The organism is Amycolatopsis sp. N2S4-7, from assembly GCF_058119595.1.
Genome location: NZ_CP172299.1, coordinates 7531225 through 7554194 on the forward strand (window position 1 = coordinate 7531225; position 22970 = coordinate 7554194).

Below are 22970 nucleotides of genomic sequence, written 5' to 3' on the forward strand. Positions count from 1 at the left end.
CGGGAAATGACCGGCTGTGTGCCGGTGAGCGACATGGTCTGGACAACTGGGCCGGTGAGCGGGTATCCCTTTCTTCACAACGCGGAATAAGTCCGCTCCCGCTCCACCCCCACGGTCCCCCCGGAGCTCCCATGTCCTTTTCCCGTACCAGAGCGGCGCTCTTCGCCGCTTCGCTGAGTGCCGCCGTCCTCGCCGTCACCCCGTCCACCGCCGCCGCGGCCGGGCCCGCCTTCCCCGCCCACTACGCAGCGCCGTACCTGCAGATCAGCGACGCCGACGCCGGCGACATGGCCGCCGACATGAGCGCGACCGGCACGAAGTTCTTCACGCTGGCGTTCCTGACCCCGCAGTCCGGCTGCACGCCGGTGTGGGAGGCCAACGGCACGGGTGTCGGCTCGTTCAAGTCGCAGATCGGCGCCCTGCAGTCGGCGGGCGGCAACGTCATCCCGTCGTTCGGCGGCGCGGAAGGCGGCGAGCTGGCCCAGACCTGCACGAACACGGCCAGCCTGACGTCGGCGTACGCGAACGTCGTCAACACCTACGGCACCCCCCGCCTCGACTTCGACATCGAAGGCGGCGTCCTCGACGACACGACGTCGAACCAGCGCCGCAACTCGGCGCTGGCCGCGCTGCAGCAGCAGAACCCGGCGGTGCAGGTCGACTACACGCTCGCCGTCGACCCGACGGGCCTGCCGTCGAAGGAGCTCGACCTGCTGCGCGACGCGAAGAGCAAGGGCGTGAAGGTCAGCGTCGTCAACCTGATGGTGATGGACTTCTACGACGGCCAGCCGGTCCTGGGCGACGCCCTGTCGGCGGCGCGCGCGTCGGCGTCCCAGCTGGCGAGCCTGTACGGCATCTCGACGTCGGCGGCCTACGCGATGATGGGCCTGACCCCGATCGCCGGCCGCAACGACGACGGCGCGCAGTTCAGCCAGTCCGACGCCCAGCAGCTGGAGACGTTCGCCGCGCAGAACGGCGTCGCGGAACTGTCGTTCTGGGAAGTCCACGACTACGACCGCGCAACGGGCTACGCGTACTCCCGCATCTTCAACGCCATAACCGGCGGCACAACTCCTTCAGGCGGCGGCACAATCACCGGCTACGGCGGCAAGTGCGTCGACGTGGCCGGAGCGTCGACGACGAACGGCGCGACGATCGACCTGTACACGTGCAACGGGACGAACGCGCAGCAGTGGACGTCGTCGGGCGGAGTGCTGAAGGCCCTGGGCAAGTGCATGGACGTGGCCGCGGCGGGCACGGCGAACGGCACGAAGGTCCAGCTCTACGACTGCAACGGAACGGGCGCCCAGCAGTGGACGCGCTCGGGAACCCAGCTGATCAACCCGGCCTCGGGCAAGTGCCTGGACGCCACGGGCCCAAGCTCGGCGGACGGGACGCCACTGCAGATCTGGACCTGCACAGGAGCAGCAAACCAGTCCTGGACGCTGAACTGACCCCCCGGTTCCCGAACCCGGTCCTCCGTTCCCGGCAGACGGCGTCGATCGCCTAGAGTGTGCGGTGCCCCCGTAGCCCAACCGGCAGAGGCAGTCGACTTAAAATCGATTCAGTGCGGGTTCGAGTCCCGTCGGGGGCACCACGCAAACAAGCCTGCCGTACAGTACTCCACGCATGCGATCGGCAGGCCGATCGTCATGTCCCCGCTGAGGGCTTCGTCATCATGATGGTCTGCGGCTGCAGTGGCCGGGAGCGAGAACGCGGAAGCCGCCTCTGTCGATCTTCTCGGGATTGCGATGCCCGTCGTCATCGCGCCTTGCCTCACCTTGCCGAACGCCGTCGCAGTCAGCACGTTGCTCGGCAGTCGACCGCAGGTCGTGACCGAATCGTGTCTTTTCGGCCGAGGCCGGCCGAAGATGGGCTGTGTGGCTGGTCAGACATGTCATTCATGCCTGTCGAGGTGGAACGGGAGATATTACCCGCGAGTTCAGTTGCTTGTAGTGCGTAATGGATCTTTCCCAGCCGGCGATAACTGCTTCAGTCGGCGAGCTGCATCGGGAGCGAGTGGCCGACCTCTCGTGGACGGGGGAGAGCACTGATGAGTACGGGGATTGAGCGGGTGGATGTCGGCGGTTCGGCCGCGCCGACGCACGATTCGCGGGCCGTGAGCAGGCTCGGCAGCAGCCGGTCGCTCAAGGCCGCGACTCTGGTCGATGACTCAGTCAAAGACCCAGATACCCCGTCTTGACTGGCCATAAGCCGGCAAAACGACAACCGGAATCCCGCCGTCACCTAGCGTGGGATCGCGGGAGTATTCACTCGGGCGAACCTTCGAGGATGAGTGCCGGATGCACAGGGCACCCGCGCGTGAGCAACTGTGAGTTGATGAACGGGTGGCGTTGGTGGCGATCCGCCAACAAGCATGCCGCGGGCGAATCATGAGATCAAACGGTAGCTCCCGGCCGCAAGTTGTGGATCTTGGTCGGCTGAGCGAATGTCCCAACCGCTGGTTCTCAAGTCGTCGATCAAGGACGTCCAGTTACTGGTTTTGGCTACGTAGTCGAGATCCTCGTGGTCGAGGGCGTCAGGACTCACGGCCTTCAGCAATGCCAAGATGCGGTCGCGCGCAGTGCCGCCGCTCTTCCGGATGTCCGAGGCAAGCCGCCACCTGTCCGCCAACTTGGCGTCGCGCTCTGCCCGGAGGAGTACGTACTCGTCGGTACGCAGCGTGGGGCGCTGAATCCCGCTCTCGATGGGCCATCCTTCCTCGACCCGCAGCTCGCGGACTCGTCGCGGCCACTCGGCGATCCCAGCGACTCCGGACAACTCCGGACCGGAAACCACCTGCCCGACGTGCCGTAGTAGGTACCGCAACAAACGTTTCCGAGCGCCGCCCAGCCCGAGGAGGACGCCGACTCTTGCCATGCGCTCACGGTGCAAAGCCATGCTGAGTCCAACGGCGGCGCTCACGTCTTGCCAGTCGTCTTCCGTCACTCTTTCGGCGGTACCGATGTTGGCCAGCTGGTCTGCAGCGGCCAACAGGGCGTCTCGCGCGTCGGCGATGGCGGCGCGTAGTTCCTTGTCCGAATGCACCGGGGTAGTCTCTCACGCGATGTCTCACGTGCCTGCAGTTCCGAACTTTTCCTTAGCCTGTATGCAGTCGGATAGTGCGGCGGGCTGCTTCGATCGTCGTCGCGATGGCTGGCGCGAGCAGAGTCGGTGGCCGAATCGCGTCTCGAACCGGGAGTTAAGCGCGATGGCGCCTGGATCGCGGGCTCTCGATGCAATCTTCTCGACTCCTGCACGCCTGTGGGTTCGAAATTGCTGTAGCTGGTCTCGGAGGCCGTCGCGTAGCGTGAGGGGCCAATCGTTGCGGTCGGCGGTGGCTGGAGGTGTCCGTGACCGAGGATAGTACGTGGCACCATGAGGACCCTGAACTTGTCCGCTGGATCGAGGAACACCGCGTCAATACCCTCAAGGCATACGAAGCCGATAGACTTTACCTGGGCGAGCATGCGAACCAGGAGGACAGCTACAGGACTGGCGGTTATTCACGACGTCAGATTATCGAACTGGTTCAGAATGCTGCAGATGCGCAATACATAGACCGACCAGGCCGAATCGAGGTACGCCTCGTCGATGGTGTATTATATTGTGCGAACGAGGGGCAAGCGTTCAGTAAGCAGGGCCTTGAGGCCGTCTGTCATGCGTTCCTTAGTGACAAGCGTGACGACGCCATCGGCCGGTTCGGTCTCGGCTTCAAGTCGGTTCTGGGTATTACCGATAATCCGGCAGTCTTCAGTAGATCGGTCAGCTTTGACTTCAACGCGGCTCGGGCGGCCGCAGAACTGCGTTATCTCGATCCGACTGCCACGCGATTTCCGATCTTGCGTATGCCGGCCCATCTTGACGTGATGGAGGAGACTCGCCGCGATACGGTGTTGGCTGAACTGATCACCTGGGCCACTACCGTCGTCCGTTTACCGTTGTCAGCACACATGGACCGAATCGAGAGCGATCTTGAGAATTTCCCTCTCGAGTTCCTCCTATTTACGCCGAAAGTGTCCACACTGCGGATCGTGAGAGGGCGACCGGACGACACATTCATCGATAGGGAACACCGGTGCACAGTTCTCGCCGCCGGCGTTCGCCGGCTGCAGACTCAGGGGGGCGAGTCGGCGGATTGGCGCGTGTGGCAACGATCGCACAGTTCGTCGCCCGAGGCGCTGCAGGAGGTCGGCGATGCGATCCGACGCGAGACGGTCACGGTGACTTGGGCGGCGCCGCTGAACTCGGACCGCACTGTATTGGGCCGGTTCTGGGCGTACTATCCCCTCGGAGAGACCACGTCACTGCGCGGAATCGTGAACGCACCGTGGCAGATCAACGACAACCGCACCAGCCTGCTCCAAGGCCGTTTCAATCGTGAGATACTGGAGACGATCGCAGCTCTCGTGGCTGACGGCCTGCCGCAGCTCAGCAGCTCGACTGACCCTGCACGGCACTTCGACTACTTGCCGGCGCGCGGCCGCGAGGCACCTAATTTCGCTGATCGATTCCTGACCGAACGTGTTCCTCAGTTGGTCGCCGCCGGGCCCTGTGTTCCAGATCGTCAAGGAGTTCTTCGCCGGGTCGACGAACTATGGTTTCCACACCAAGAACGGATTCGACTCGACCCGGATATGCTTGCTGTCTGGTATTCGGCACCGGGTGGCCCCTCGTCGGTTCCCCACATCCAGTGCTTTCGAGGATCCATCCGACAAGCTAAACTGCGAACTCTGATCCGTGCCGACGACGCGCGCGCAGCCACCGTCGAACTGGATGCACCGATTTGGCTCGAACGCATCGTCGGTGCTGCGAGCGATGAGCAATGCGCATCCGCTGTCCGAGTGGTCGCATCTACGAAAGATCCCGAAACCCGAAACCGGTTCCTGTCGGCGAAGATACTGCCGGATGAAAATGGGCATTTGTGGGCACTCAATGCGACAGGCAACGTATTTCTTCGTGGTGACATCCTGACTGGCCAGGCTCAGATCAGCCTTGTACGGCAATCTCTTTTGGCTCTTCCGGATGTCGAACCTATCCTTCGTGGGTTTGGCCTCGACGACGTCGATCCCGGTCATGAGCTGGCCAAGCTCACCAGTGCGGCTATCAAGAAGTGGAGTGGCGCCGAGTGGAGTGAGTTTTGGAGACTTGTCTCTCACGTGCAAGAATCAACTGCCGAGAAGCACCTGGAAAACTATCTGGCAGAGGGGCGCAGGCTCAAAGTCAAATGCCGGGACGGGTGGTGGCACTTCTCGGACGAGGTCGTAATCGCCGGTACGGTTCGACCTCAAAATCCCGCCATGGTTTTGGATGAGGACTTTCATCGCGATCTGAGCCTTGCCTTGTTGCAAAGGATCGGAGTCGCCGCGCAACCTGTTATCAGTCGTGCCTTGGCGCACGACTCGACCAATCTTGAATACCTGCGGCGTATTCGCGCGAAGTACTCTTCGACGTTACCGGCGCGTGGACGACCGCCCGAAAAAGAACTGAATTTTACTGAAAGCACTCCGGTTGGGCCCCTACACATTCTCAGAAGGTTCCGTGACTCCGGCGATGTCGATGCATGCACGGGTTGGACTCGCGCACTTCTCCAGCTTGATGTTCCCGTGAAATGGAAGTTCGGACGCGTCAATCGAAGATCGTACCCGCCAATGGAGTTTCTTGCACCATCGGTATGGGCGGCGGGAGAATACGGACTGCTCGCCACGTCGTGGGGACCACGCCCGGCGGCGAGCAGTGTGGCTCGGGCGCTCGCGGCATATGCGCCGCACTTGCCCGTTGTCGAGTGGGAGGCTGCTGACAAGCTGTCGCTACCTGCTGCCCTGGCGGACATAAGCGTCGAAGTTTGGCGCGAGTTCCTTGATCGAGTTCCGTCAGATGGGAATGCGTGGTCTCTGGGTTTCCTCGTGGCGGAGGCGGCCAGAACGCTGCCCAGCAAGGACGCGCCGGAATACTTGCCGGCTATCAGTGGTGCTTCGGGCTGCCGGGTACCTCGAGGAGACCTTCTGGTCGCGAGGAACGAGGACGAGCATCGCGTCCTTTCCAAACGGCGTTCTGCGTACATCGCTGTTTCCGACGACGAACTCGCCACGCTGTTGGTCGACAAGTGGGGCTGTAATTTCGCGTCCGCACGATTGAAAGTGGAGGTGTTCTCGGAGAAACCAGCCGAGCCCGTTGTCGTCCTCGACCGCTATCGAGGCCTTCGACCGCTGGCGCACGGGACACTTGACGATGTGGAGCTGGTCGAGTGTGGGGATCTCTTCAGACAGATTACCGGACCGGACGGATCGGACCGGGAGCCGGTAGATGTGCTACGTGACGGCAAGGTCGTCTACCACCGCGCAGACATCGACGACGAAGAGCTGATCGAGCGACTAGCCGCCGAGTTTCACATCGATCTCACCACGAGCTTGATTGCCCGGATCCTCGAGGATTCGCAAAGCGAGGCGGTGAAGAGGTCGATCGCGCTGTGTCGAAGTGAACGTGACCACGCTCGTAAGCTGCTGCACCTGCTCGATGCGGAGAAAATGGAGGCCAGACTCCCTACTGGTTTACTGGACACCGTCCGCAAACTCGAAGACGACAGAGGACCGACGCAGGTCGCACGTCTGTTGTTGGACGTGCACGGCTATGACGTGCTGCACGAATTTCGCCACGATCTCGAGGCCATGGGCTTCCCGGTACCCGATCGCTGGGCAGGAAGTCCGCCAGCGGTGGGCTTCGTCCGTAGCCTCGGCTTCCCATCCGAGTACGCCGGGGAGCGCGGCTCGCACCTTGAGCCTGACTTGACGGTGCTCGGTCCGCCCCGACTGGGTGGTCTCCATCCGTATCAGCAGGAGTTGGTCGACAAGATTCGGAGCCTCGTCGCCAGCGGGGGCAGAGGGCTGCTTTTTCTGCCTACGGGAGCAGGGAAAACACGAGTGACGGTGCAGGCATTGGCGGCAGCTTTCATCGAAGATGGGCTCGCAGGCCATTTGCTCTGGGTCGCCCAAAGCGAGGAGCTCTGCGAGCAGGCCGTCCAGACGTGGAGCACAATCTGGCGTGATTTCGGCGATGGCCGCGCGATGCGGATCTGCCGTCTATGGGGCCGCAACGAAATAGCCCAGGGAGAGTACGAACTCATGGTCGTCGTGGCCACCGACGCGAAACTTGCCGCGAGCCGAGACAACCCGGACTACGCCTGGTTGGCAGAACCCACTGCAGTCGTGATCGACGAAGCGCACGAGGCGACCGGTAAAGACTACACTGAACTCCTGGCTTGGCTCGGGCTGGACGTCGGTCACACGGCCAGACCCCTGATCGGGCTGACCGCCACGCCGTTCAAGGGCAATAGTGAGGAGATGACCCGCTGGCTGGCGAGACGGTTCGGCGACACGATGCTCGACGTCCTAGGTGATGACCCTTACGGCAAGCTTCAGGAGTTGAAAGTCCTCTCACGGGTGGAGCACCGTGTCCTTGACGGTGGTGCAGTGGTCCTCGACCCGGAGGAGGCCGAGGCCGCTCAACGCACGCGTCTGCTGCCGTCGAATGTTCTGGAGCGACTCGGTCGTGACGAGGAGAGGACCCTGCGACTGGTCGAACACATTACAAGCCTGCCGTCGGATTGGCCGGTCTTGGTGTTCGCTGCCTCGGTCTTGTCGGCCCAGGTCCTGGCAGCGCTCCTGCGAGTGCGAAAGATCCCTGCGGCTTCGATCAGCGGCACCACTCGCATTCATGAACGACGGCGAAGCATCGAGCGATTCCGCCGTGGTGAAATCCGGGTGCTCACCAACTGTAACGTATTGACCCAGGGTTTCGACGTGCCCGCCGTAAGGGCGCTGTATATTGCCCGTCCTACCTTCAGTCCCAACGCTTACATACAGATGGTCGGGCGTGGACTGCGCGGTCCCGCGAACGGCGGTAAGGCCGAGTGTCTCGTGGTGAACGTTGCGGACACCTTCGGCCAGTTCGGTGAGCGCCTGGCGTTCAGGGATTTCGACTATCTATGGCAACGACAGGGGGGACCAGAAGCATGAAGATGATCCCGGCTCCAGAAAGCTTCGGGCGGGTGAACAGCGTTGCGGAACTGCGGGTGGCCCAACTCATGGCGCAGGCCGATCTCGGTGTACCGACCACCTGTTTGTACTCGCTGAGATTGCCGGAACACGAGTACAAGCGGATGTCCGAAATGGATTTCGTGGTCGTCTGGGATGACACCGTACTGGTCGTCGAGGTGAAGGGCGGACGCGTCAGCCGCCGAGAAGGTTTGTGGACCTTCACTGATCGCTACGGCAAGACGCACGAGAAGCGCGAAGGTCCTTTCGAGCAGGCGTCCTCCGCTATGTTCGCGCTGGAACGCCGTCTTCTGAACACGCGCCCGCACCTCGATGTGGCCTTCGGCTTTCTCGTACTGACTCCGGACCAGGAACTCGACCCGGACATGGAATGGGCGCCGCAACAACACGGTGGACCACGCACCATGAGTGTCCGCGGTGTCGAACAGGCTCTGCGACGCGCCCGTAACTTCGCCCATGAGCGTCTCGGGCACCCGGTGCGAGGCGGTGCTCGCACGGAGCTGCTGTCGGTGTTGCGCCCAGACTTCGACCGGGTGCCGAGTTTGGCTGCTAGGGCCGCCGGGCTGGAGCAGGAGTACGTTCGGCTGGCCGAACGACAGTACGACTTGCTCCTGGGTGCCGAGAGCAACGATCGGATTGTGTGCACCGGAGGCGCTGGGTCCGGCAAGACTCTGCTTGCAGTGGAGACGGCTCGGCGTGCTGCAGCTTCCGGCTGGAACGTCGTGCTCACGTGTCGGTCCCCGCATTTGGCCGGCGTGTTGCGCGACAGCGTTGTAGGTACCGGCGTTGTATGTGGTGCGTTGTCGGAATTGCACGGAACGGCACCAGGAGATGTCCTCGTGGTTGATGAGGCTCAGGACCTCATGGACGTGGATGCGGTGTTGCGGCTCGATGCCCTGGTCCAGGGAGGATGGACGGCCGGCCGCTGGCGGGTCTTCTGCGACCCCAACAACCAGGCCAACGTCGATGGCTCGTTCGACAAGCAGACATTCGACGAGCTGGCGGCCGGTGCCGTAGCAATCAGCTTGCCTTACAACTGCCGAAATACATCGCCGATCGTGCTGCAGACCCAACTGATCACCGGAGCCGACGTCGGAGTGGCTAGAGCAGGAGCGGGACCCGCCGTCGACTACAAGCGCTATCGTGACGATGAGGAAGAGGCTGGTTTGCTGGATGCGCAGCTGAGCGGGCTCCGGCAACAGGACGTGGACTTGGCCGATGTCGCCGTAGTGACTCTTCGGGATCGCACGGAAGAGAGCTCCGCGCTGCGAACAAGGGCGTTCCGAGCGGGACGGCTCAAGAACGTGGTCGATCCGGGGAAGGGGCGGTCAGGAGTTGCCCGCCTCGTCACCACGCCTCAGATCAAGGGGCTCGAGGTAGCCCATGTCTGTATTGTCGACGTCGACGGTATTGCCGACCCGGTCCGAGCGGCACGGCTGTATGTCGCGATGACGCGGCCGAGAATCAGCCTGTGGCTGGCCGTCAGCGAAACAGCTTGGCGGCAGATCGAACAAGGTGGCGAAAGGGCGAAGCCATGACAGACCGCGATCCGGTCGGCGTTCGCGAGGATCTGCTCGGCTACTTGCGCGACCAATACTTGGGTCCTGCTTCAGGCGATGAAGAGATCCTCCACACCAAACCTGAACACACTTACCTCGTCGGTACGCTCTACCCCAAGGGGCCTGCGGCTGAGCAATTGTATGGGGACTCTCTCGGTGAGGACGCCCACGACGAGGAACTCGACGAACCCATCGAGATGGCCAACATTTGGCATCCGGCCTCGGCAGCCATTTCCTTCCTGCATGACGGACCCGAGCTGCGCTGCGAGATAACTGCCGGCACCTACGAGAAACTGCCTGAAAAGGACCCGACGACACGGCGCGATCGATGGTCGCGCCGACCGTGGAGCGATGAGGTGGTCCTCAGCGCGGAAGGCAGCCTCGACGACAACACAGTCGATCTTTTCGACAACCGGGCCAGGTTGGTGTGCGTCTGGCGTCGAACGAAGGCGGCCTGGCTGGTCACTGTTGCGCTGGAAAATCTGGCTGAGCACGACGAGGCCGAATCGCCGCCTCCTACCGATCAGTGTCTATTCCAGGTCGGGTTCGTCTGTCACGTGCAGGACGGTCGAATTTTACCTTACCCGAGCAGCGCCGACCTGTCTGACGATCCGGAGGACCAGGAACTGCGGCTGATGTATCGGCGGCGACGTATCTACGGGATCGGTCATGGATGCTCCGTCGACTGGCTCGCAGGCTCTGACGGCGAAGTTCGCACAGTGCGCACAGAGATGTTGCCGACCAAGATCGTCCCAGGCGTCGCTCGACCTTCCGACGCGGGCAAAGTGCTACGCATGTCCTATTTGGCAGACGAGTCTATCGAAACAGAGACTCTTGTTTTTCACCTGAAAGAATTCGTCAGTAGGTACGAGGCTTGGATTGTAGACCGTGAGCGGGAGTCCGAATTCCTGGAGCAGATCCATATGCCTGCCGTTGACCGCATCCTTCGCAGGATGCGGCGGGCAGTCAAGCGGATGTACGCAGGGATCGACCTCTTGCACGAGGACGCCAAATGCCTTCTGGCCTTCCGTCTCGCCAATGCGGCGATGTGCGAACAGGTGCTCCAATCGCAACACGTGAGGACTCATCCCGGCGAGCTCGGTGCGCCGCTGATGGCCCGAGACTCGACTGTCGACAACCCTACTTGGTACCACTTTCAGCTCGGGTTCCAACTACTGAGTCTCGCTTCGACCGCCGATGGTTCGCACGCTGACCGGGGCGTCGTCGATCTGATCTGGTTCCCTACCGGCGGTGGGAAAACAGAAGCCTACCTCGGACTTGCTGCTTTCGAAATGATCCGCAGGCGGCTTGTGGATGGTGTGCGCGGGGGTGGCACAGCGGTGCTCACCCGCTACACACTCCGGCTTTTGACCAGTCAACAGTTCCAGCGCGCGGCGACGCTGATCTGCGCTCTGGAGCAGCTCAGAGGCAAGCACCTCGAGTTGCAGAGTCTACCGTCTTTCAGTATTGGATTGTGGGTGGGCGGCGACACCACGCCGAACAACTATGGCGAAGCGTTTGCTGCGGTCAAGGAGGTGTTCCTTGCGCAGAAGCCGAAAAATCCATTTCAGTTACAGAACTGTCCATGGTGTGGAACGCTGATCCTGCCCAAGAGTCGACGACCGAGTCCTGTCGAAGGCGGGCCCAATCCGGCATACGGCGTCAGGGCCACGAAGAATCATTTCGAACTTTTCTGTCCGCATCCGGAATGTTTTTTCCACGACATTCTGCCGGTCAGCGTGGTCGACGATCAGATCTTCGCGGATCCGCCGACGCTCCTTTTGGCGACCGTGGACAAGCTTGCTCGGCTGCCCTGGGTGAAGGACGCGGGTACGGTGTTCGGAAGAGGTGCCGTTCCCTTTGATGCGCCGAGCCTCGTGATCCAAGACGAACTGCATCTTCTGTCCGGACCGTTGGGAACCACAGTTGCACTTTACGAGGCCGCTGTTCATGCTTTGCTGTCCTGGGATGGAAGAACTCCCAAGATTGTGGCGTCCACCGCCACGATTCGAGCCGCGGACCACCAGGTGTGCAGTCTGTACGGCGGTTCGGTCGAGCTCTTCCCGCCCAGTGGATTGGACGCGGATGACAACTATTTCGCCCGTACTGACAGGAATGGCGCGGGGAGGCTCTACGTCGGTCTGATGCCGCAGGCGTTCACGCAGGCCTCAGCAACAATCTTGAGCAGTGTGGCGATTCTCCAAGCGCCCACAGTGTTGGGATTGTCCGGCAAGGCATTGGATGCGTACTGGACGCTGGTCATCTACCACAACAGTCTCCGTGAACTCGGGCGGACGGTAACGCAAATTCGAGACGATGTCGATACCATGCTGCAGGCGCGCAGCACAGAAGCGACTGCTGCCCGTAGTTTGCGAGGCGACGGCGTCGTGGAGCTCACGAGCAACGTCCACGCTGATGATTTGCCCGAAATCATCACCCGCCTGGAACAGAGTACAGAACAGCGAGGCTCCGTAGATGTCCTGGCGACAACCAACATGCTGTCGGTCGGCATCGACATCGGGAGACTGGGGGTGATGCTCATGAACGGACAGCCGAAAACCACGTCCGAGTACATCCAGGCCACCAGTCGGGTTGGTCGTTCCACCGTGGTCCCCGGCTTGGTCGTAACTCTCCTCCGCGCCACCAAACCGCGGGATCGGTCTCATTACGAGTCGTTCCGGGCCTACCACGAATCGCTCTACCGCTATGTGGAGCCCACGAGCGTTACGCCTTGGTCGCTGGCTTCCCGAGAGCGATCTCTGCGCGCCGCCTTCGTCATGCTCATCCGGCATGGGGTCGGGCTCCGGCGCAACGAGCAAGCAGGTGACTTCTCCATTGACGACCCGGTCGTTCGGATGGCCTTCGAACGGCTGGCCGAGGCGGCTCGCCGGGCCGATGAGGACGAAGCTGAACCAAGTAGGCGCGAACTGCAGCACATTGCCCAGGAGTGGCACGATCGTGCGGCGGCCGTCACCGAGCGGGGAGAGCGGTTGTACTACCAATCCAAAGAACATGCGACCTTGCTGAAGGATTTCGGTGCGCGGGGTGAGGGGTGGCCGGTCGCGCACTCGATGCGGTCGGTCGACCGGCAGGTACGGATTCTGGCTGTCGGTGAGGGGCGTCGATGAGGACTGTTCGGCTGAGTCAGACCGTCTCGCCCTTCGGTGTGGGTGCCATCGTCGATGTGATGGGAGAGTCCCTCATGGGCGTCGACATCAGCGAATGGCAATATGACCGAACTGTGCAGGTGAAATCCAAGCGGCTCGAAGAGCGTCTCGGAGTACAGGAGTTGCGTACGCCGCCGAGTGTGCCGGCGAGACCGTCGATCCACAGTCCCGGAATTCCTTACCAGCGGTTCCCTCGCTGGCTGTTCTGCCAGGGTTGTCGCAGGATGCACCATTATCGGACCCAGCAGGAGACCGGTGATCCGCCCCTGTGCGATCAGTGCAAGAGCAAGCTGGTCCCGATGCGATTTATCGCAGTCTGCGCCACCAAGGGGCATGCCAGAGACGTACCCTGGGACAAATGGGCGCACTCGGCATATGAGTCGGAGGCTCAACGTCGTTGTCAGAGGCATGTGCTCATCTTCGACATGGCGGTGAGGGGAAACGAAGGCCTGTCCGGCCTTGTCGTGCGTTGCCGTACGTGCGGCGCGTTCCGCGATTTGGGTGAGCTTCCAGCTCGAGGAGCGCTGGGAAGGATTGGGATAGGCTGCTCGGGAGGGCAGCCGTGGCAACGCAACATGCCATCGTGCGATCAACCGCTGGAGGTACTGCAACGAGGCGCGACCAACGTCACGTTGCCTGATACGACTACCGCTTTGGATATTCCCGAGCCGGCTGAAGGTATGCGGGATATTGCTGCGGAAGTGCGTCAGCACCGCAATTTCGAAGATGTGCGCAGCGCCCCACATGGACCCTTGGCGTCGGCCTTGATACAACTGATCGCGCAGAATCTCGAGATCGATGAGAGTCAAGTTCGGCAAGCATTGGACGGCGATCCCGACGAGAGTCTGCGGGAGACGCGACGTGGTCTACTCAGCGATGAGTGGGACGCCTTTCTCGAGGCTGCCGGATCGGAGGACGAACCTGTAGGTACGCCGGAATTTGTGATCAGTGCCACGGAGTTCGTCCGTGCTGGTACCGACACGTCTCCGGTAATCGAACGGTTAGGTGAGTCTGTCGATGCTGTGGTGCTTGCGCACAGGTTGCGCGAAATACGGGTGCTGCACGGGTTCCGTCGCTACTCGCAGGATGCGGACCTCGTCGACGTGCATCTGGGACGACGGGGACGTGGTCGATGGCTGCCGGCTGTCGAGTCTTTCGGAGAGGGAATATTTATCTCGCTGAATCAGGACCTTCTGGCTCGATGGGAGCAACGCGACGAAGTTCGGTCCCGGGTGGCGGTACTCGAGTCGCGACGACGTCGTAGTATCATGGGTGCCAGACTTTTCGAAGCGACTCCTCGATCTGTACTGCTTCATACCTTGGCTCACATTGTGATGCGAAGACTCGCTTTCTCTTCTGGTTACTCTTCCGCTTCATTGCGAGAACGCATCTATGCCGAGACTGCTCCGCGTTCGGAGGCGGGATTTCTCATATATACTGCTGCCGGTGATTCCGAGGGAACCCTTGGTGGCCTCGTTCGCGAGGGAGAGGCTCCGAGGCTGGCTCGTACCCTGATTGCGGCCATTGAAGAAGCTGCGTGGTGTTCGGCTGATCCGCTCTGCCGAGAGAGTCGCGGGCAAGGTTTCAACAGCTTGAACCGTGCAGCTTGTCATGGCTGCTGCCTTGTTGCGGAGACGTCGTGCGAGCGGTCCAATGTTCTGTTGGACAGGGTCCTGCTCATCGGAGATGACGAGACGCCGGGTTTCTTCCAGGATGTTCTCGAAGGTATTCGCATCGAGACGGTGGAGCGATCCAGCGATCTCTTGGAGGGATGATTCCCGGGCAGTTGAGATCATGTCGCTCATGGCTACGACTCTTGTTGACCCTCCGTATATCTCGTCAGAGCCGCGGGACGGCGACCGCCGTGGCAGTCGGCGCCCGCTGTGCCTCAGAGGCCGGACTGGCAGAAGACTTCCCGCGTCAGGTTCGTGATCCGCGCTGCCGAGTCCTGCCACGACAGCGTTGTCGGCTCCAGGATCAGGACCACCACGATCCTGCCGTCGCCGCCCACCGTACCGCTCGTGTGCATCGCCGGGCTCGTCAGATTGATGTCCTGCACGCCGAAGTCCCGAAAGCGCCATCACCGCTGGACGCCGGCGACGTGGCTGCCCTGACCTCCGATCGCCGTTCGCAGCCGACTCGGCGACCTCGTTCTCGATCCTGAGTGCGGTGCGGGACCGTACTGACTGCGGCGCTGCGCGCCGACCGGACGCCTTGGGCTTGACCGGCCGCACCCGGTGGTGGTCCTTTGCCCGCGCCAACGTCACCGCCGCCAAGACTGCGGGCGCGTGGCGCGACGGATCGGTCCTCGATGCCCGTCCGAAGGTCCTCACGACCGCCTGGGTCGCCAGCCTGATCGGGCGAGTCGGGCTCGTGCTGACCGCCCTGCGAATGGAGCCGGAGTCTGCGAACGGTCCACCCCGCCACCCGGTCGAGTCCGCGCCCGCTGACATCGCCGCGACACCGTTCTACGGCGAATCGCTGCTGCGTTCAGGCGGCCACTTCGTCATCGTCGCAAGACCGCGCCAGCGCTCGGACAGCACGATGGCCGACCTGGGCACCCCGCTCATCGCCGCCGCGACCACGGCCGGGCTGGCGCCGGTCGAGCGGTGCGTTGCCCTGACCGCCGGACTGCGCGGCAGCCGGCTGGTCACCCGCGCCTCGCTCCCTACCCGTCGGGCTGCTGCTCGAGCCCGTGCCGCCGGTGCGCTGACCGCGCTCCCGGCGCACCACGAGGTGCTCGTCTTCGGACTTGCCCACGACGTCGAGCTTGCTGCCGCGGCGGCAAGCGGCGTGCCGCGGCCGACTCGGCTCGACGTCGACGGCGCCGCCGACGCGGGATGGAGGCGAGCCGTATGACCGCTCGCCTCTCCTGCTGCAAACGCACTGGCACACCGGTGGCCGAGACCCGTCCACAGCGGTGGTACCGGCTGTGGGCAAACCTGTGGACAAAGCGATCTGGCGTCGCCGAGGAGGGCCGGGACGCGCTCGCCGTGCACCACGTCGAAACAACCCGCCGCGCCCGCGCGGCGATGATCGAACTCGTCCGTGCCGGTTACCAGATCGGGTCTCCGCCGTACGGCTACCGCGCGCTGCGCATCCGCGTCACCGATCCCAGCGGACGCAGCAGGCTGCGGGCGGTCCTGGTTCCCGACTGGCAGACCGCTGCGGGCCCGGCTCCCGCCGAGCAGTGGGTGACTTTGGAGCCGATGGTTCACGAGCCGCTGGTCGACAAGCGCGTGTTCCAGCGTGCTCAGCCCCGGATGGGGGATGAGTCGCGGTGCGCTTGACGATCGTCCCCTTGACCTTTCGACAGGCCTGCGAGTTCATCGACGCACACCACCGGCACCACCGTCCACCTCGCGGGATGAAGTTCGCCGTCGGTGTCGCGCGCGGGGAGGAGCTGGTCGGCGTGGCGACCGCCGGTCGTCCGGTCGCCAGGTGTCTCGACGACGGCGTCACGCTAGAGGTGACGCGGAGCTGCACCGTCGGCGAGCCGAACGCGAACTCGAAGCTCTACGGCGCGGTATGGCGCGCGGCGCGAGCCATGGGCTACTTGCGTCTCGTCACCTACACGCAAGCGGGCGAAAGCGGTGCGAGCCTGCGCGCCGCCGGATTGATTCCCGTGGCGGACCTTCGGCCACGGTCGGGATGGACGACGACGTCCCGCCCGTGCCAGTCCCGCGGGGTCGACGGCGTACGCCGGACTCGCTGGGAGATCAGCTCGGGCACGATCGTGTCTGGGGCTTCCTCTTGTGGCGCAGCTGTTTCAGCTGGTACAGCTGGCCGAAACGGTCAGGTTCGACAGTGAGCGACACCGACGCCGAGGTGCACACCGGCGACGAAGAGCCGTTCGCGAGTTCCGGCGGAACTCAGGTCCATTTCGAACTCCACGTGGTGACCGGTCCCGAAGGGACGCGCATCGCGATGGAGCAAACGCGTGCGATCGAGGAGGTGTTGGCGTGGCTCACAGCCCGGAAGCAATCCGAGCATGGGCGGGGCCACGCCGTGTAGATCGCATCGGCGCGCTCGCCGGCCAGGCGACCGCGTTCCGGAACGAGCCGACGGTCATCCGCGTCGCCTTCATCGGCCGGACGTCGACTTACGACCAGCAGGACCCCACGCTTTCGCTGCCGCGGCAGTACCGCAACTGCGTCTCAGCTCTGCCGGAGAACGCCGTCATCACCGCGCACTTCTACGACATCGAGTCCGGCCGCAAGGAAGCCGACGCGCGCAGCGAGGGCAGCGCCCACGAGATGTTCGACATCGGCATCCCCCGGGACGGCGGCATCCAAGAGCTTCTTGACGAAGCCGCGCGTCGGACGCGGCGGTTCGATGTCGTCATCTGCGAAGACATCTCCCGCGTCGGGCGCACGGCGTACATCGGGACCCAGATCGAGCACCAGCTCGAACAGCAGGACGTCATGCTGGTCGCGGTCGACGAAGGCGTCCGGCTCGGCGAACCCGGGCGGAAGACGAAGACCGCGACGCAGGTCCTCACTCGGCGTCTCAAGCAGGGCGTTGCCGAGTGGTATGTCACCGAGATGCTCGAAAAGAGCTGGGACGGGTTCGCGACCCACACCGAGCAGGGCTACAACGTCGGCAAGCCGTGCTACGGCTACCGAGCCGAGTTCATCAAGCATCCCGTCCCCGCCAAGCGGGCCAAGGGGCTGAAGAAGACCAAGCTCAAGGTGCACGAGGTCGAGGGCCCGGTCGTTCAGAAGATGTTCGGGTGGCGGGTGTCGAAACGACTCGGTTACCAGGCGATTGCCGACCTGCTCAACGCGGACCTGACCACGAACCCGCTGCCGGTCCCGGTCGATCCGGCTCGTGCCGTCGGGGTGTGGACGTACTCGAACGTGCGTGAAGTCCTGTCCAACCCGAAGCACACCGGGCACATGGTGTGGAACCGGCGCGCCCGGAAGGGGAACGGCCGGAACAGGCTGAATCCGCCGTCAGAGTGGGTGTGGTCGCCGAAGCCGGAGCACGAGGCGCTTGTCGACTTGGAGACGTTCGTCCAAGCGCAGCAGGGTGGCACCGCTGCGGGAGCGGTCGCGGACGTCGCCGGGGCGGAAGCGTGACACTCAGGCCAAGCAGGTGTACTCGCTGCGCAGCTACGTCTACTGCACGTTGTGCGGCCGCCGGATGTGCGGCAACAAGCCGACCGCCACCCGCTACTACGCGTGCGCCCCGAAGAAGGCGTGGCGACCGGAGGGGCACCCGACGATCTGCCGGGTCCGGGAGGACTCGCTGCTCGAAGCGCTGGAGGAGTTCCTGAACTTGCGGCTGTTCGGGCTGTACCGGCAGGACCTCCTCGACCGGAATCTGAAGGACCTGGACGACGCCGACCGCCGCGGTCGCGCGGACAGCATCCGTGCCCTGCAGCGAGCGCTCGTCGACAACGCGACCAAGAGCAAGAACCTCCTGCGAACCCTCGAGGTCGCCGACGACGTCAGCAAGGACATGGTGCGCGACATCAACGAGCGCCGCGCCGAGTTGAAGGTCGAACGATCGAGCCTCGAAGCTCAGCTCGAAGAGGCCGAGGAGGTAGCTCGTCATGCGCCGAACGCCGGCCTTCTGCAGGCGTTGCCACTCGGCTCCATGTGCCTGGACGGCCTGCCCGACGAGCTGACAAGCCAGCTATTCGAGGCCTTCCGGCTAGAGATCCGCTACGACCACGTCGCCCAGAAGGCGACCTGCCGGGTGACGCTCGCTGGCGAGAGCCTGGCCGCGGCTTCGCAGGTGGTTGGCTCGAACGTGGTCCCGCTGGCCGCTCGGGCCACCGGCAGTTCCGTCACGATGGAGGAGAACCACACGATGACCCTGGCCCAGCACGTCTTCTTCGATGATGGTTTGCGTGGCATCCCGTCGGGGCACCACAAGCATGGGAACGGCTGAGATGCCGTTTTCGATGCTTTTCGCGTCTGGGGTGGCGTCTTTTCGCCGGTCAACGCGTTGTGATGGCGTCGTCGGCATCGTGACTACGTCGGTGGCGGTCCGACGCACGGCTTCGATGGTAGGGCCGGACAGCGTGACGCGGCAGGTCAGTCGGTTGGCGTTCCGGTCGTAGTGCAGTTCGAGCCGTAGTGCTTCGAAGAGCCGGCGCGCGATGTCTTCGGGGAGGTCTCCAAGGTCTATCTCACCGGTGGGCAGCATTTGGAGCAGGTCGGGGTTGGCGGACTGCTGGATGGCTGCCTCGGCGTCGGCCAGCTGGGCTTCGAGTCGAACCTTTGCCTGGTGGAGTTCTGCCCGGCGATCGTTGATGTCTCGGATCAGAGCCTGGTCGAGCTTGTCGAACAACTCGAGGTTGCGAAGGGCTCGCTTGCTCTTGAGCTCGGTGGCCTCGATCTCCCGACGAATCGTCGCGATTCGTTGCGCGCGATCGGCAGCCTTGGATTCGCTCAGTTCGCGGGTCCGATGTCCCAGCAGGGACTGACGGTAGGTGCCGAAGACTTGGCTGGACAGGAATTCGTTGAGTTTGTCGATCAACCCCTCTTCTCGGACCCAGAGACTGTTGGTCAGGTGGCCCTCGGGGATGTATGCCTTCTTGGGCTTGCACATGTAGTAGGCCACGTCACGCCTGGTCTTGCCGTACATGCGCCGTCCGCATGCGCTGCAGAAGAGGTAGGTGCGGAAGAGGTAAGATCGTTTCGTCTGCGGGTGTTTGGCGTTGAGGTTGCTGGTGCTTCGGGATCCGAAGCGGTGTCCGCCGATGTCTTGGGCTTGAAGCCAAGTGTCGAGGTCCACGAGGGGATCGTGGGTAGGTGTGGCCGACCATACCCACTCCTGGACCGGGTTCGCTCGATTGCCGCGCGTCTTGCGTCCGCGCCGGTTCCACACCATGTGCCCGGTGTACTTCGGGTTGGTGAGGACGTCGCGGACGCTCGAGTAAGTCCATTTCCCGGCAGCGCGGCTGGGGATGCTCGGTATGGGCGGTGGGTAGGTGCCCGGGTCATCGTTGAGTCGATCCGCGATGGCTGGTGCAGGCGACCGCCTCCACCGCATCGGTGTGGCCAGTGAAGGTGGTGTGGAGGGCATGGGCAGCTTGTCGGCCGGTCGCCCAGCGGGGTTGCCACCTCAGCGGTGCGGACACGTCGTGTTGGAGTCGTGTCGCACGGAAGCGGGCGGCGTCGGCAGCGAGAACCTGGCGGCGGCGTGTTGTTAGGAGATGGCGGTGGATGTCAGCGGAGCCGCGGTAGACCGCCGCAGTGAGCGCGCCGGCGTCGGTGCTGGTCTGGTGCAGGGCCAGCAGGAGCGCGCCGGGTTCCGCGTGCACGAGGTAGTCAGCTTCGGTGATCAGCGCATCGATCTCGCCTGCAAGGGCGGCGTGGGTGGCAAGGTGCCGCAAGGTGTACGGGTGGGCGCGGGTCCAGTCGCGGTGGCCTTCGAGTGTGCGTGGTACGCGGGCGATCAGGATCTCGGCGATGGCGTTGTGTATGGCTGCGGCGTCGCTGCCGGCTTGGAGGTGGTCGGCGAGGGCTTGGTGGTAGAGCCTGTAGGTGGAGCGGCCGTCCTCGGTGGCTTCGACGACGTAGGAGCCGGCGTGTTTCCGCAGCCAGAGCAGGTCTACGTCGGTGTAGGTGGGTGTCGGCGGCGCGGGAGGCGACGGCAGCCCAGATGTCTTCCCAGGGCAGGCCCTGGCCTTCGGCGAACGCGAGCGGGCGAAGCAAATCCCGGACTTTCGCGGCCTTGTCGCCGAGACGGGTTTCGAGGTCACGGTGCATCGCCTGCCCGGGTAGCTGCGGAAGGGCCCGGCGCCAAACAGAATCTTGCGGATCGGCGGCCTCGTCTTGGGCGGCGAGGGTGGCGCTGGTGATCCGCGCAACCAGGAACGATGGATGAGCGGCCTGGGCGACGGCTTCCGCGACGGCGCGCAGCAGCTGCGGCGTCTCGGTGCGGTAGGGGCTGTCGAGGTTGGCTTCGAGCAGGCCGCGGGCGGCGTAGGTGGTGAGCGCCAGGAGGTCGGCGTATCGGTCGGCGTCCAAGTCGATCGTGTGATCGCGCAACGGGCCAAGACGCTCCAGAAGGAAGTCCCGGGTGCCGACGAGCAGTCGCAATCTCCCCGCGGCGTGGTCGACGAGAGGTCGGAGCAGGCGGCGGGTGAGGTGGTCGGGGTCGGCGGCTTCGTCGAGGGCATCGAGCAGCACAGTCAGCGGCCTGTCTCTGCCTATGAGCTCCTCCAGCAGCTGGCCCGGCGTGCTGGCGTGGGAGTGCACGGCGGCCGCGATGCCGGCCAGCACTTGCTCAGTGCTCAGGCTCTGGGCGTAGATCGCCACATCCACCGAACCCTTGTTGGCACAGCTGCAGCCGGCAGTCCCAGGCCGTCCAACGGCACCGTGGGGCGCCAGTCAGAGTGGGTGAGGGTGGCGATCAGGCCGAGAACGGCGGTCTTGCCGGATCCCGGGTTGCCGTGACCACCTGCAGCGGTCGAGACGGGTCGGGGTGGTGCAGCCAGGCGGTGATGTCCAGCAGTGCGGTGTGGCGGCCGGCGAACCACCAGCCGCCGGTACCGTTGCTGCTGCCGCCCATGGCGCGGACCAGCAGCCGGGTCCGGAGTTCGATGTCGCGGCGCTCGGCCTGGACCTCGAACTCGCTGGCGTGCTGGATGGCCAGGTCGACCTCGGTCATCCGCCGGTCGTGGCGCGGGTTGGGCAGGAACGGCGGAACCTCCCCGGTCAAACCGGTGACGGTATGCCCGATCCGCTGGTGACCGGGTTTGTCCTCGCTGGCGTTCATCGCCTTCATGACTGAGTCCAGCGGCAATGTCGCCGGGTTGTATCCGGCGGTCGGCAGGGCCCGGACGGCGTCGCGCAGCAACCGCGGAAAGGCTCCCGTCGCGGCTTGCTCGGACGGTTGCGCGGAGGTGATCACGGCCAGGCCCGCGCCATGGTTGTCGCCCCAGCCACTGGTCATGGTGGTGATGGCGGCGGCGGTGAGTTCGCTGCCACCCTGGCCGGAGTAGCAGGTGTCCAGCATCAGCAGCACCCGCCGGACCCCGGTCTTGAGCAACATCTTGCGGGCCAGCTCCGCCGTGGGCAGCGCGTCCTCGACATCGTCAGGATCGATGTCGGTGGTCAGCAGCACATGCTCGTGGGTGTCGTCGAGGACTTCGCCGTGACTGCCGATGTAGACGGCCACGATGTCGCTCGGTTGCCGGACCTCGTCACGGCAGAACGCGCGCAACAGCGTGGTCAGCTGGTCCTTGGTCGGGTTCAGTCCCAGAGTGCTGACGTGCTGGTAGCCGAGATCCTCGGTGAACAGCCTGATGATCTCGTCGCGGGCCTCGATGAGCCCGGGCCGGTCCCACTGCGGAGCCTTCGGGTAGCGCGCGACGGTGGTCGCGATCAAGAAACGCCGCGGCTGATCGCCGTCATCGTGCATCCATGCCTCCCGCGATGGCCGTGCCGGTGAGCTTGTCGGTGAGGTAGGCGGTGACGGCGTGGGCGTGGGCACCGTTGTGCACGACGGCGTTGATCACCCGTGGTCCGAATCGTGGGCGGAGGTCCTTCTCGAGCGCGACGATGTCGCCGTGATCGGCCACGTTCGTCCACACCAGCTTGTCCGAGCCCGGCCAGACCCCGAGCCCGTCGCGTGGCGTCGGGTCCAGTCGGTCGAAGATCAGGTTCGCGATCCCGAGCGGTGACCCGAGCGTCACCAGCGTCTGCACCTGGTGTCCCGGCATCGAAGCCAAGACCTCGTACGCAACGACCGACCCGAGTGAGTGCGCCACGACGACCTGGGTCTCTGCCGTGATCAGCTTCCGGACAGCCGCTCGCGCTGCCTCGCGCACCTGTTGGTCTTGCAGGTAGCGACTGACCTGTTTGAGATCGAATACCAATGCCCGCAACGCCAGGCCCCCGAAGAACCGCGATCGGGACAGCTGCCGCAACGCGGCCTGCACCGAGCCCGGCGCACGTACCAGCGTGTCTGCCCCCGATGGCGCGACCTGGGGATCCGCTCGCGCGGCCTCCCGCCACCACGCCAGCAGCAGCTCTTCCTCGAAGCGGAATCGACGTCGGCTGCGGTGAACATCGGGTCCCGGGCCGCCAGCAGCTCCCCGGCCGGGCGGAACAGGTTCCCGTAGAAGCCCATCGCGATGTCATCGGCGGTCGCGGCGTTGCGATGGCCAGCGAGGGTAAGCCCGTCCAGGAGGGCGGGTGCCCAGTCCCGCAACAGAGACTGCTCGCCGG

General features: G+C 64.0%; 17 protein-coding genes, 1 tRNA gene and 1 pseudogene. 13 read left to right on the top strand and 6 right to left on the bottom strand.

Translation table 11 applies throughout. The features are described 5' to 3' along the window. The first annotated feature begins 131 nt into the window (after positions 1–131). A complete protein-coding gene (locus ACH54P_RS35835) occupies positions 132–1454 on the top strand; it encodes an RICIN domain-containing protein (protein WP_489907724.1) in 1323 nt (440 codons plus the stop codon). A gap of 66 nt (positions 1455–1520) precedes the next feature. Next, positions 1521–1597: transfer RNA gene (locus tag ACH54P_RS35840), tRNA-Leu, on the top strand. Between the two features lie 794 nt (positions 1598–2391). Here the strand turns inward: ACH54P_RS35840 and ACH54P_RS35845 are convergent. After that, positions 2392–3048, bottom strand: coding sequence for a hypothetical protein (locus tag ACH54P_RS35845; protein ID WP_489907725.1), 657 nt, complete (start codon positions 3046–3048; stop codon positions 2392–2394). Positions 3049–3347: 299 nt separating this feature from the next. Between ACH54P_RS35845 and ACH54P_RS35850 the strand changes: the two genes are divergently transcribed. Genes ACH54P_RS35850 through drmB form a run of 4 tightly spaced genes read left to right on the top strand, consistent with a single transcriptional unit; the run spans position 3348 to position 14555 of the window. After that, a complete protein-coding gene (locus ACH54P_RS35850; protein ID WP_489907726.1) occupies positions 3348–8015 on the top strand; it encodes a DEAD/DEAH box helicase in 4668 nt (1555 codons plus the stop codon). After that, a complete protein-coding gene (locus ACH54P_RS35855; protein WP_489907727.1) occupies positions 8012–9592 on the top strand; it encodes a nuclease-related domain-containing DEAD/DEAH box helicase in 1581 nt (526 codons plus the stop codon). The genes ACH54P_RS35850 and ACH54P_RS35855 overlap by 4 nt, the downstream gene beginning before the upstream one ends. Then, the gene (locus ACH54P_RS35860; protein ID WP_489907728.1) at positions 9589–12741 is read left to right on the top strand and encodes a helicase-related protein; all 3153 of its coding nucleotides are present in this window, start codon (positions 9589–9591) and stop codon (positions 12739–12741) included. The genes ACH54P_RS35855 and ACH54P_RS35860 overlap by 4 nt, the downstream gene beginning before the upstream one ends. Then, the gene (gene drmB, locus ACH54P_RS35865) at positions 12738–14555 is read left to right on the top strand and encodes a DrmB family protein (RefSeq protein ID WP_489907729.1); all 1818 of its coding nucleotides are present in this window, start codon (positions 12738–12740) and stop codon (positions 14553–14555) included. Before ACH54P_RS35860 ends, drmB begins: the two co-directional genes overlap by 4 nt. Positions 14556–14668: 113 nt before the next feature. Here the strand turns inward: drmB and ACH54P_RS35870 are convergent, their stop codons facing one another. Further along, positions 14669–14839 (bottom strand): hypothetical protein, encoded by a 171-nt coding sequence (locus ACH54P_RS35870; protein WP_489907730.1) that lies wholly within the window; start codon positions 14837–14839, stop codon positions 14669–14671. A gap of 161 nt (positions 14840–15000) precedes the next feature. Here ACH54P_RS35870 and ACH54P_RS35875 point away from each other — a divergent pair, with 161 nt between their 5' ends. Genes ACH54P_RS35875 through ACH54P_RS35900 form a run of 6 tightly spaced genes read left to right on the top strand, consistent with a single transcriptional unit; the run spans position 15001 to position 18678 of the window. After that, positions 15001–15639 (top strand): hypothetical protein, encoded by a 639-nt coding sequence (locus tag ACH54P_RS35875; protein ID WP_489907731.1) that lies wholly within the window; start codon positions 15001–15003, stop codon positions 15637–15639. After that, the gene (locus ACH54P_RS35880) at positions 15636–16070 is read left to right on the top strand and encodes a hypothetical protein (RefSeq protein WP_489907732.1); all 435 of its coding nucleotides are present in this window, start codon (positions 15636–15638) and stop codon (positions 16068–16070) included. Before ACH54P_RS35875 ends, ACH54P_RS35880 begins: the two co-directional genes overlap by 4 nt. Beyond that, positions 16061–16591, top strand: a complete 531-nt coding sequence (locus ACH54P_RS35885) for an XF1762 family protein (RefSeq protein WP_489907733.1) — start codon at positions 16061–16063, stop codon at positions 16589–16591. The genes ACH54P_RS35880 and ACH54P_RS35885 overlap by 10 nt, the downstream gene beginning before the upstream one ends. Then, the gene (locus tag ACH54P_RS35890; RefSeq protein WP_489907734.1) at positions 16588–16794 is read left to right on the top strand and encodes a hypothetical protein; all 207 of its coding nucleotides are present in this window, start codon (positions 16588–16590) and stop codon (positions 16792–16794) included. The genes ACH54P_RS35885 and ACH54P_RS35890 overlap by 4 nt, the downstream gene beginning before the upstream one ends. Then, positions 16743–17861: a recombinase family protein gene (locus tag ACH54P_RS35895; RefSeq protein WP_489907735.1), complete on the top strand. Its 1119-nt coding sequence runs from the start codon at positions 16743–16745 to the stop codon at positions 17859–17861. The genes ACH54P_RS35890 and ACH54P_RS35895 overlap by 52 nt, the downstream gene beginning before the upstream one ends. A 16-nt stretch (positions 17862–17877) precedes the next feature. Then, positions 17878–18678, top strand: a complete 801-nt coding sequence (locus tag ACH54P_RS35900; RefSeq protein WP_489907736.1) for a recombinase zinc ribbon domain-containing protein — start codon at positions 17878–17880, stop codon at positions 18676–18678. A gap of 651 nt (positions 18679–19329) precedes the next feature. Here the strand turns inward: ACH54P_RS35900 and ACH54P_RS35905 are convergent. Together ACH54P_RS35905 and ACH54P_RS35910 are read right to left on the bottom strand one after the other, a co-directional pair. After that, positions 19330–19818, bottom strand: a pseudogene (locus tag ACH54P_RS35905) (recombinase family protein); the annotation flags it as partial. Beyond that, positions 19733–20497, bottom strand: a complete 765-nt coding sequence (locus ACH54P_RS35910) for a hypothetical protein (protein ID WP_489907737.1) — start codon at positions 20495–20497, stop codon at positions 19733–19735. The pseudogene ACH54P_RS35905 and the gene ACH54P_RS35910, both read right to left, overlap by 86 nt. A gap of 121 nt (positions 20498–20618) precedes the next feature. On the opposite strand from ACH54P_RS35910, the gene ACH54P_RS35915 reads away from it, so the two are divergent. Next, a complete protein-coding gene (locus ACH54P_RS35915; RefSeq protein ID WP_489907738.1) occupies positions 20619–21194 on the top strand; it encodes a hypothetical protein in 576 nt (191 codons plus the stop codon). Here the strand turns inward: ACH54P_RS35915 and ACH54P_RS35920 are convergent. Both ACH54P_RS35920 and ACH54P_RS35925 read right to left on the bottom strand, forming a co-directional pair. Next, positions 21151–22161, bottom strand: a complete 1011-nt coding sequence (locus tag ACH54P_RS35920) for a caspase family protein (protein WP_489907739.1) — start codon at positions 22159–22161, stop codon at positions 21151–21153. The genes ACH54P_RS35915 and ACH54P_RS35920 overlap by 44 nt on opposite strands. Further along, positions 22151–22669 (bottom strand): hypothetical protein, encoded by a 519-nt coding sequence (locus tag ACH54P_RS35925; RefSeq protein WP_489907740.1) that lies wholly within the window; start codon positions 22667–22669, stop codon positions 22151–22153. Before ACH54P_RS35925 ends, ACH54P_RS35920 begins: the two co-directional genes overlap by 11 nt. Positions 22670–22970 lie beyond the last annotated feature (301 nt).

Bases quoted from the DNA above. Each gene is read 5' to 3' on its own strand.
- drmB (WP_489907729.1), top strand. From the start codon at position 12,738: ATGAGGACTGTTCGGCTGAGTCAGACCGTCTCGCCCTTCGGTGTGGGT.
- ACH54P_RS35880 (WP_489907732.1), top strand. From the start codon at position 15,636: ATGACCGCTCGCCTCTCCTGCTGCAAACGCACTGGCACACCGGTGGCC.
- ACH54P_RS35855 (WP_489907727.1), top strand. From the start codon at position 8,012: ATGAAGATGATCCCGGCTCCAGAAAGCTTCGGGCGGGTGAACAGCGTT.
- ACH54P_RS35860 (WP_489907728.1), top strand. From the start codon at position 9,589: ATGACAGACCGCGATCCGGTCGGCGTTCGCGAGGATCTGCTCGGCTAC.
- ACH54P_RS35915 (WP_489907738.1), top strand. From the start codon at position 20,619: ATGAGCGGCCTGGGCGACGGCTTCCGCGACGGCGCGCAGCAGCTGCGG.
- ACH54P_RS35920 (WP_489907739.1), bottom strand. From the start codon at position 22,161: ATGCACGATGACGGCGATCAGCCGCGGCGTTTCTTGATCGCGACCACC.
- ACH54P_RS35835 (WP_489907724.1), top strand. From the start codon at position 132: ATGTCCTTTTCCCGTACCAGAGCGGCGCTCTTCGCCGCTTCGCTGAGT.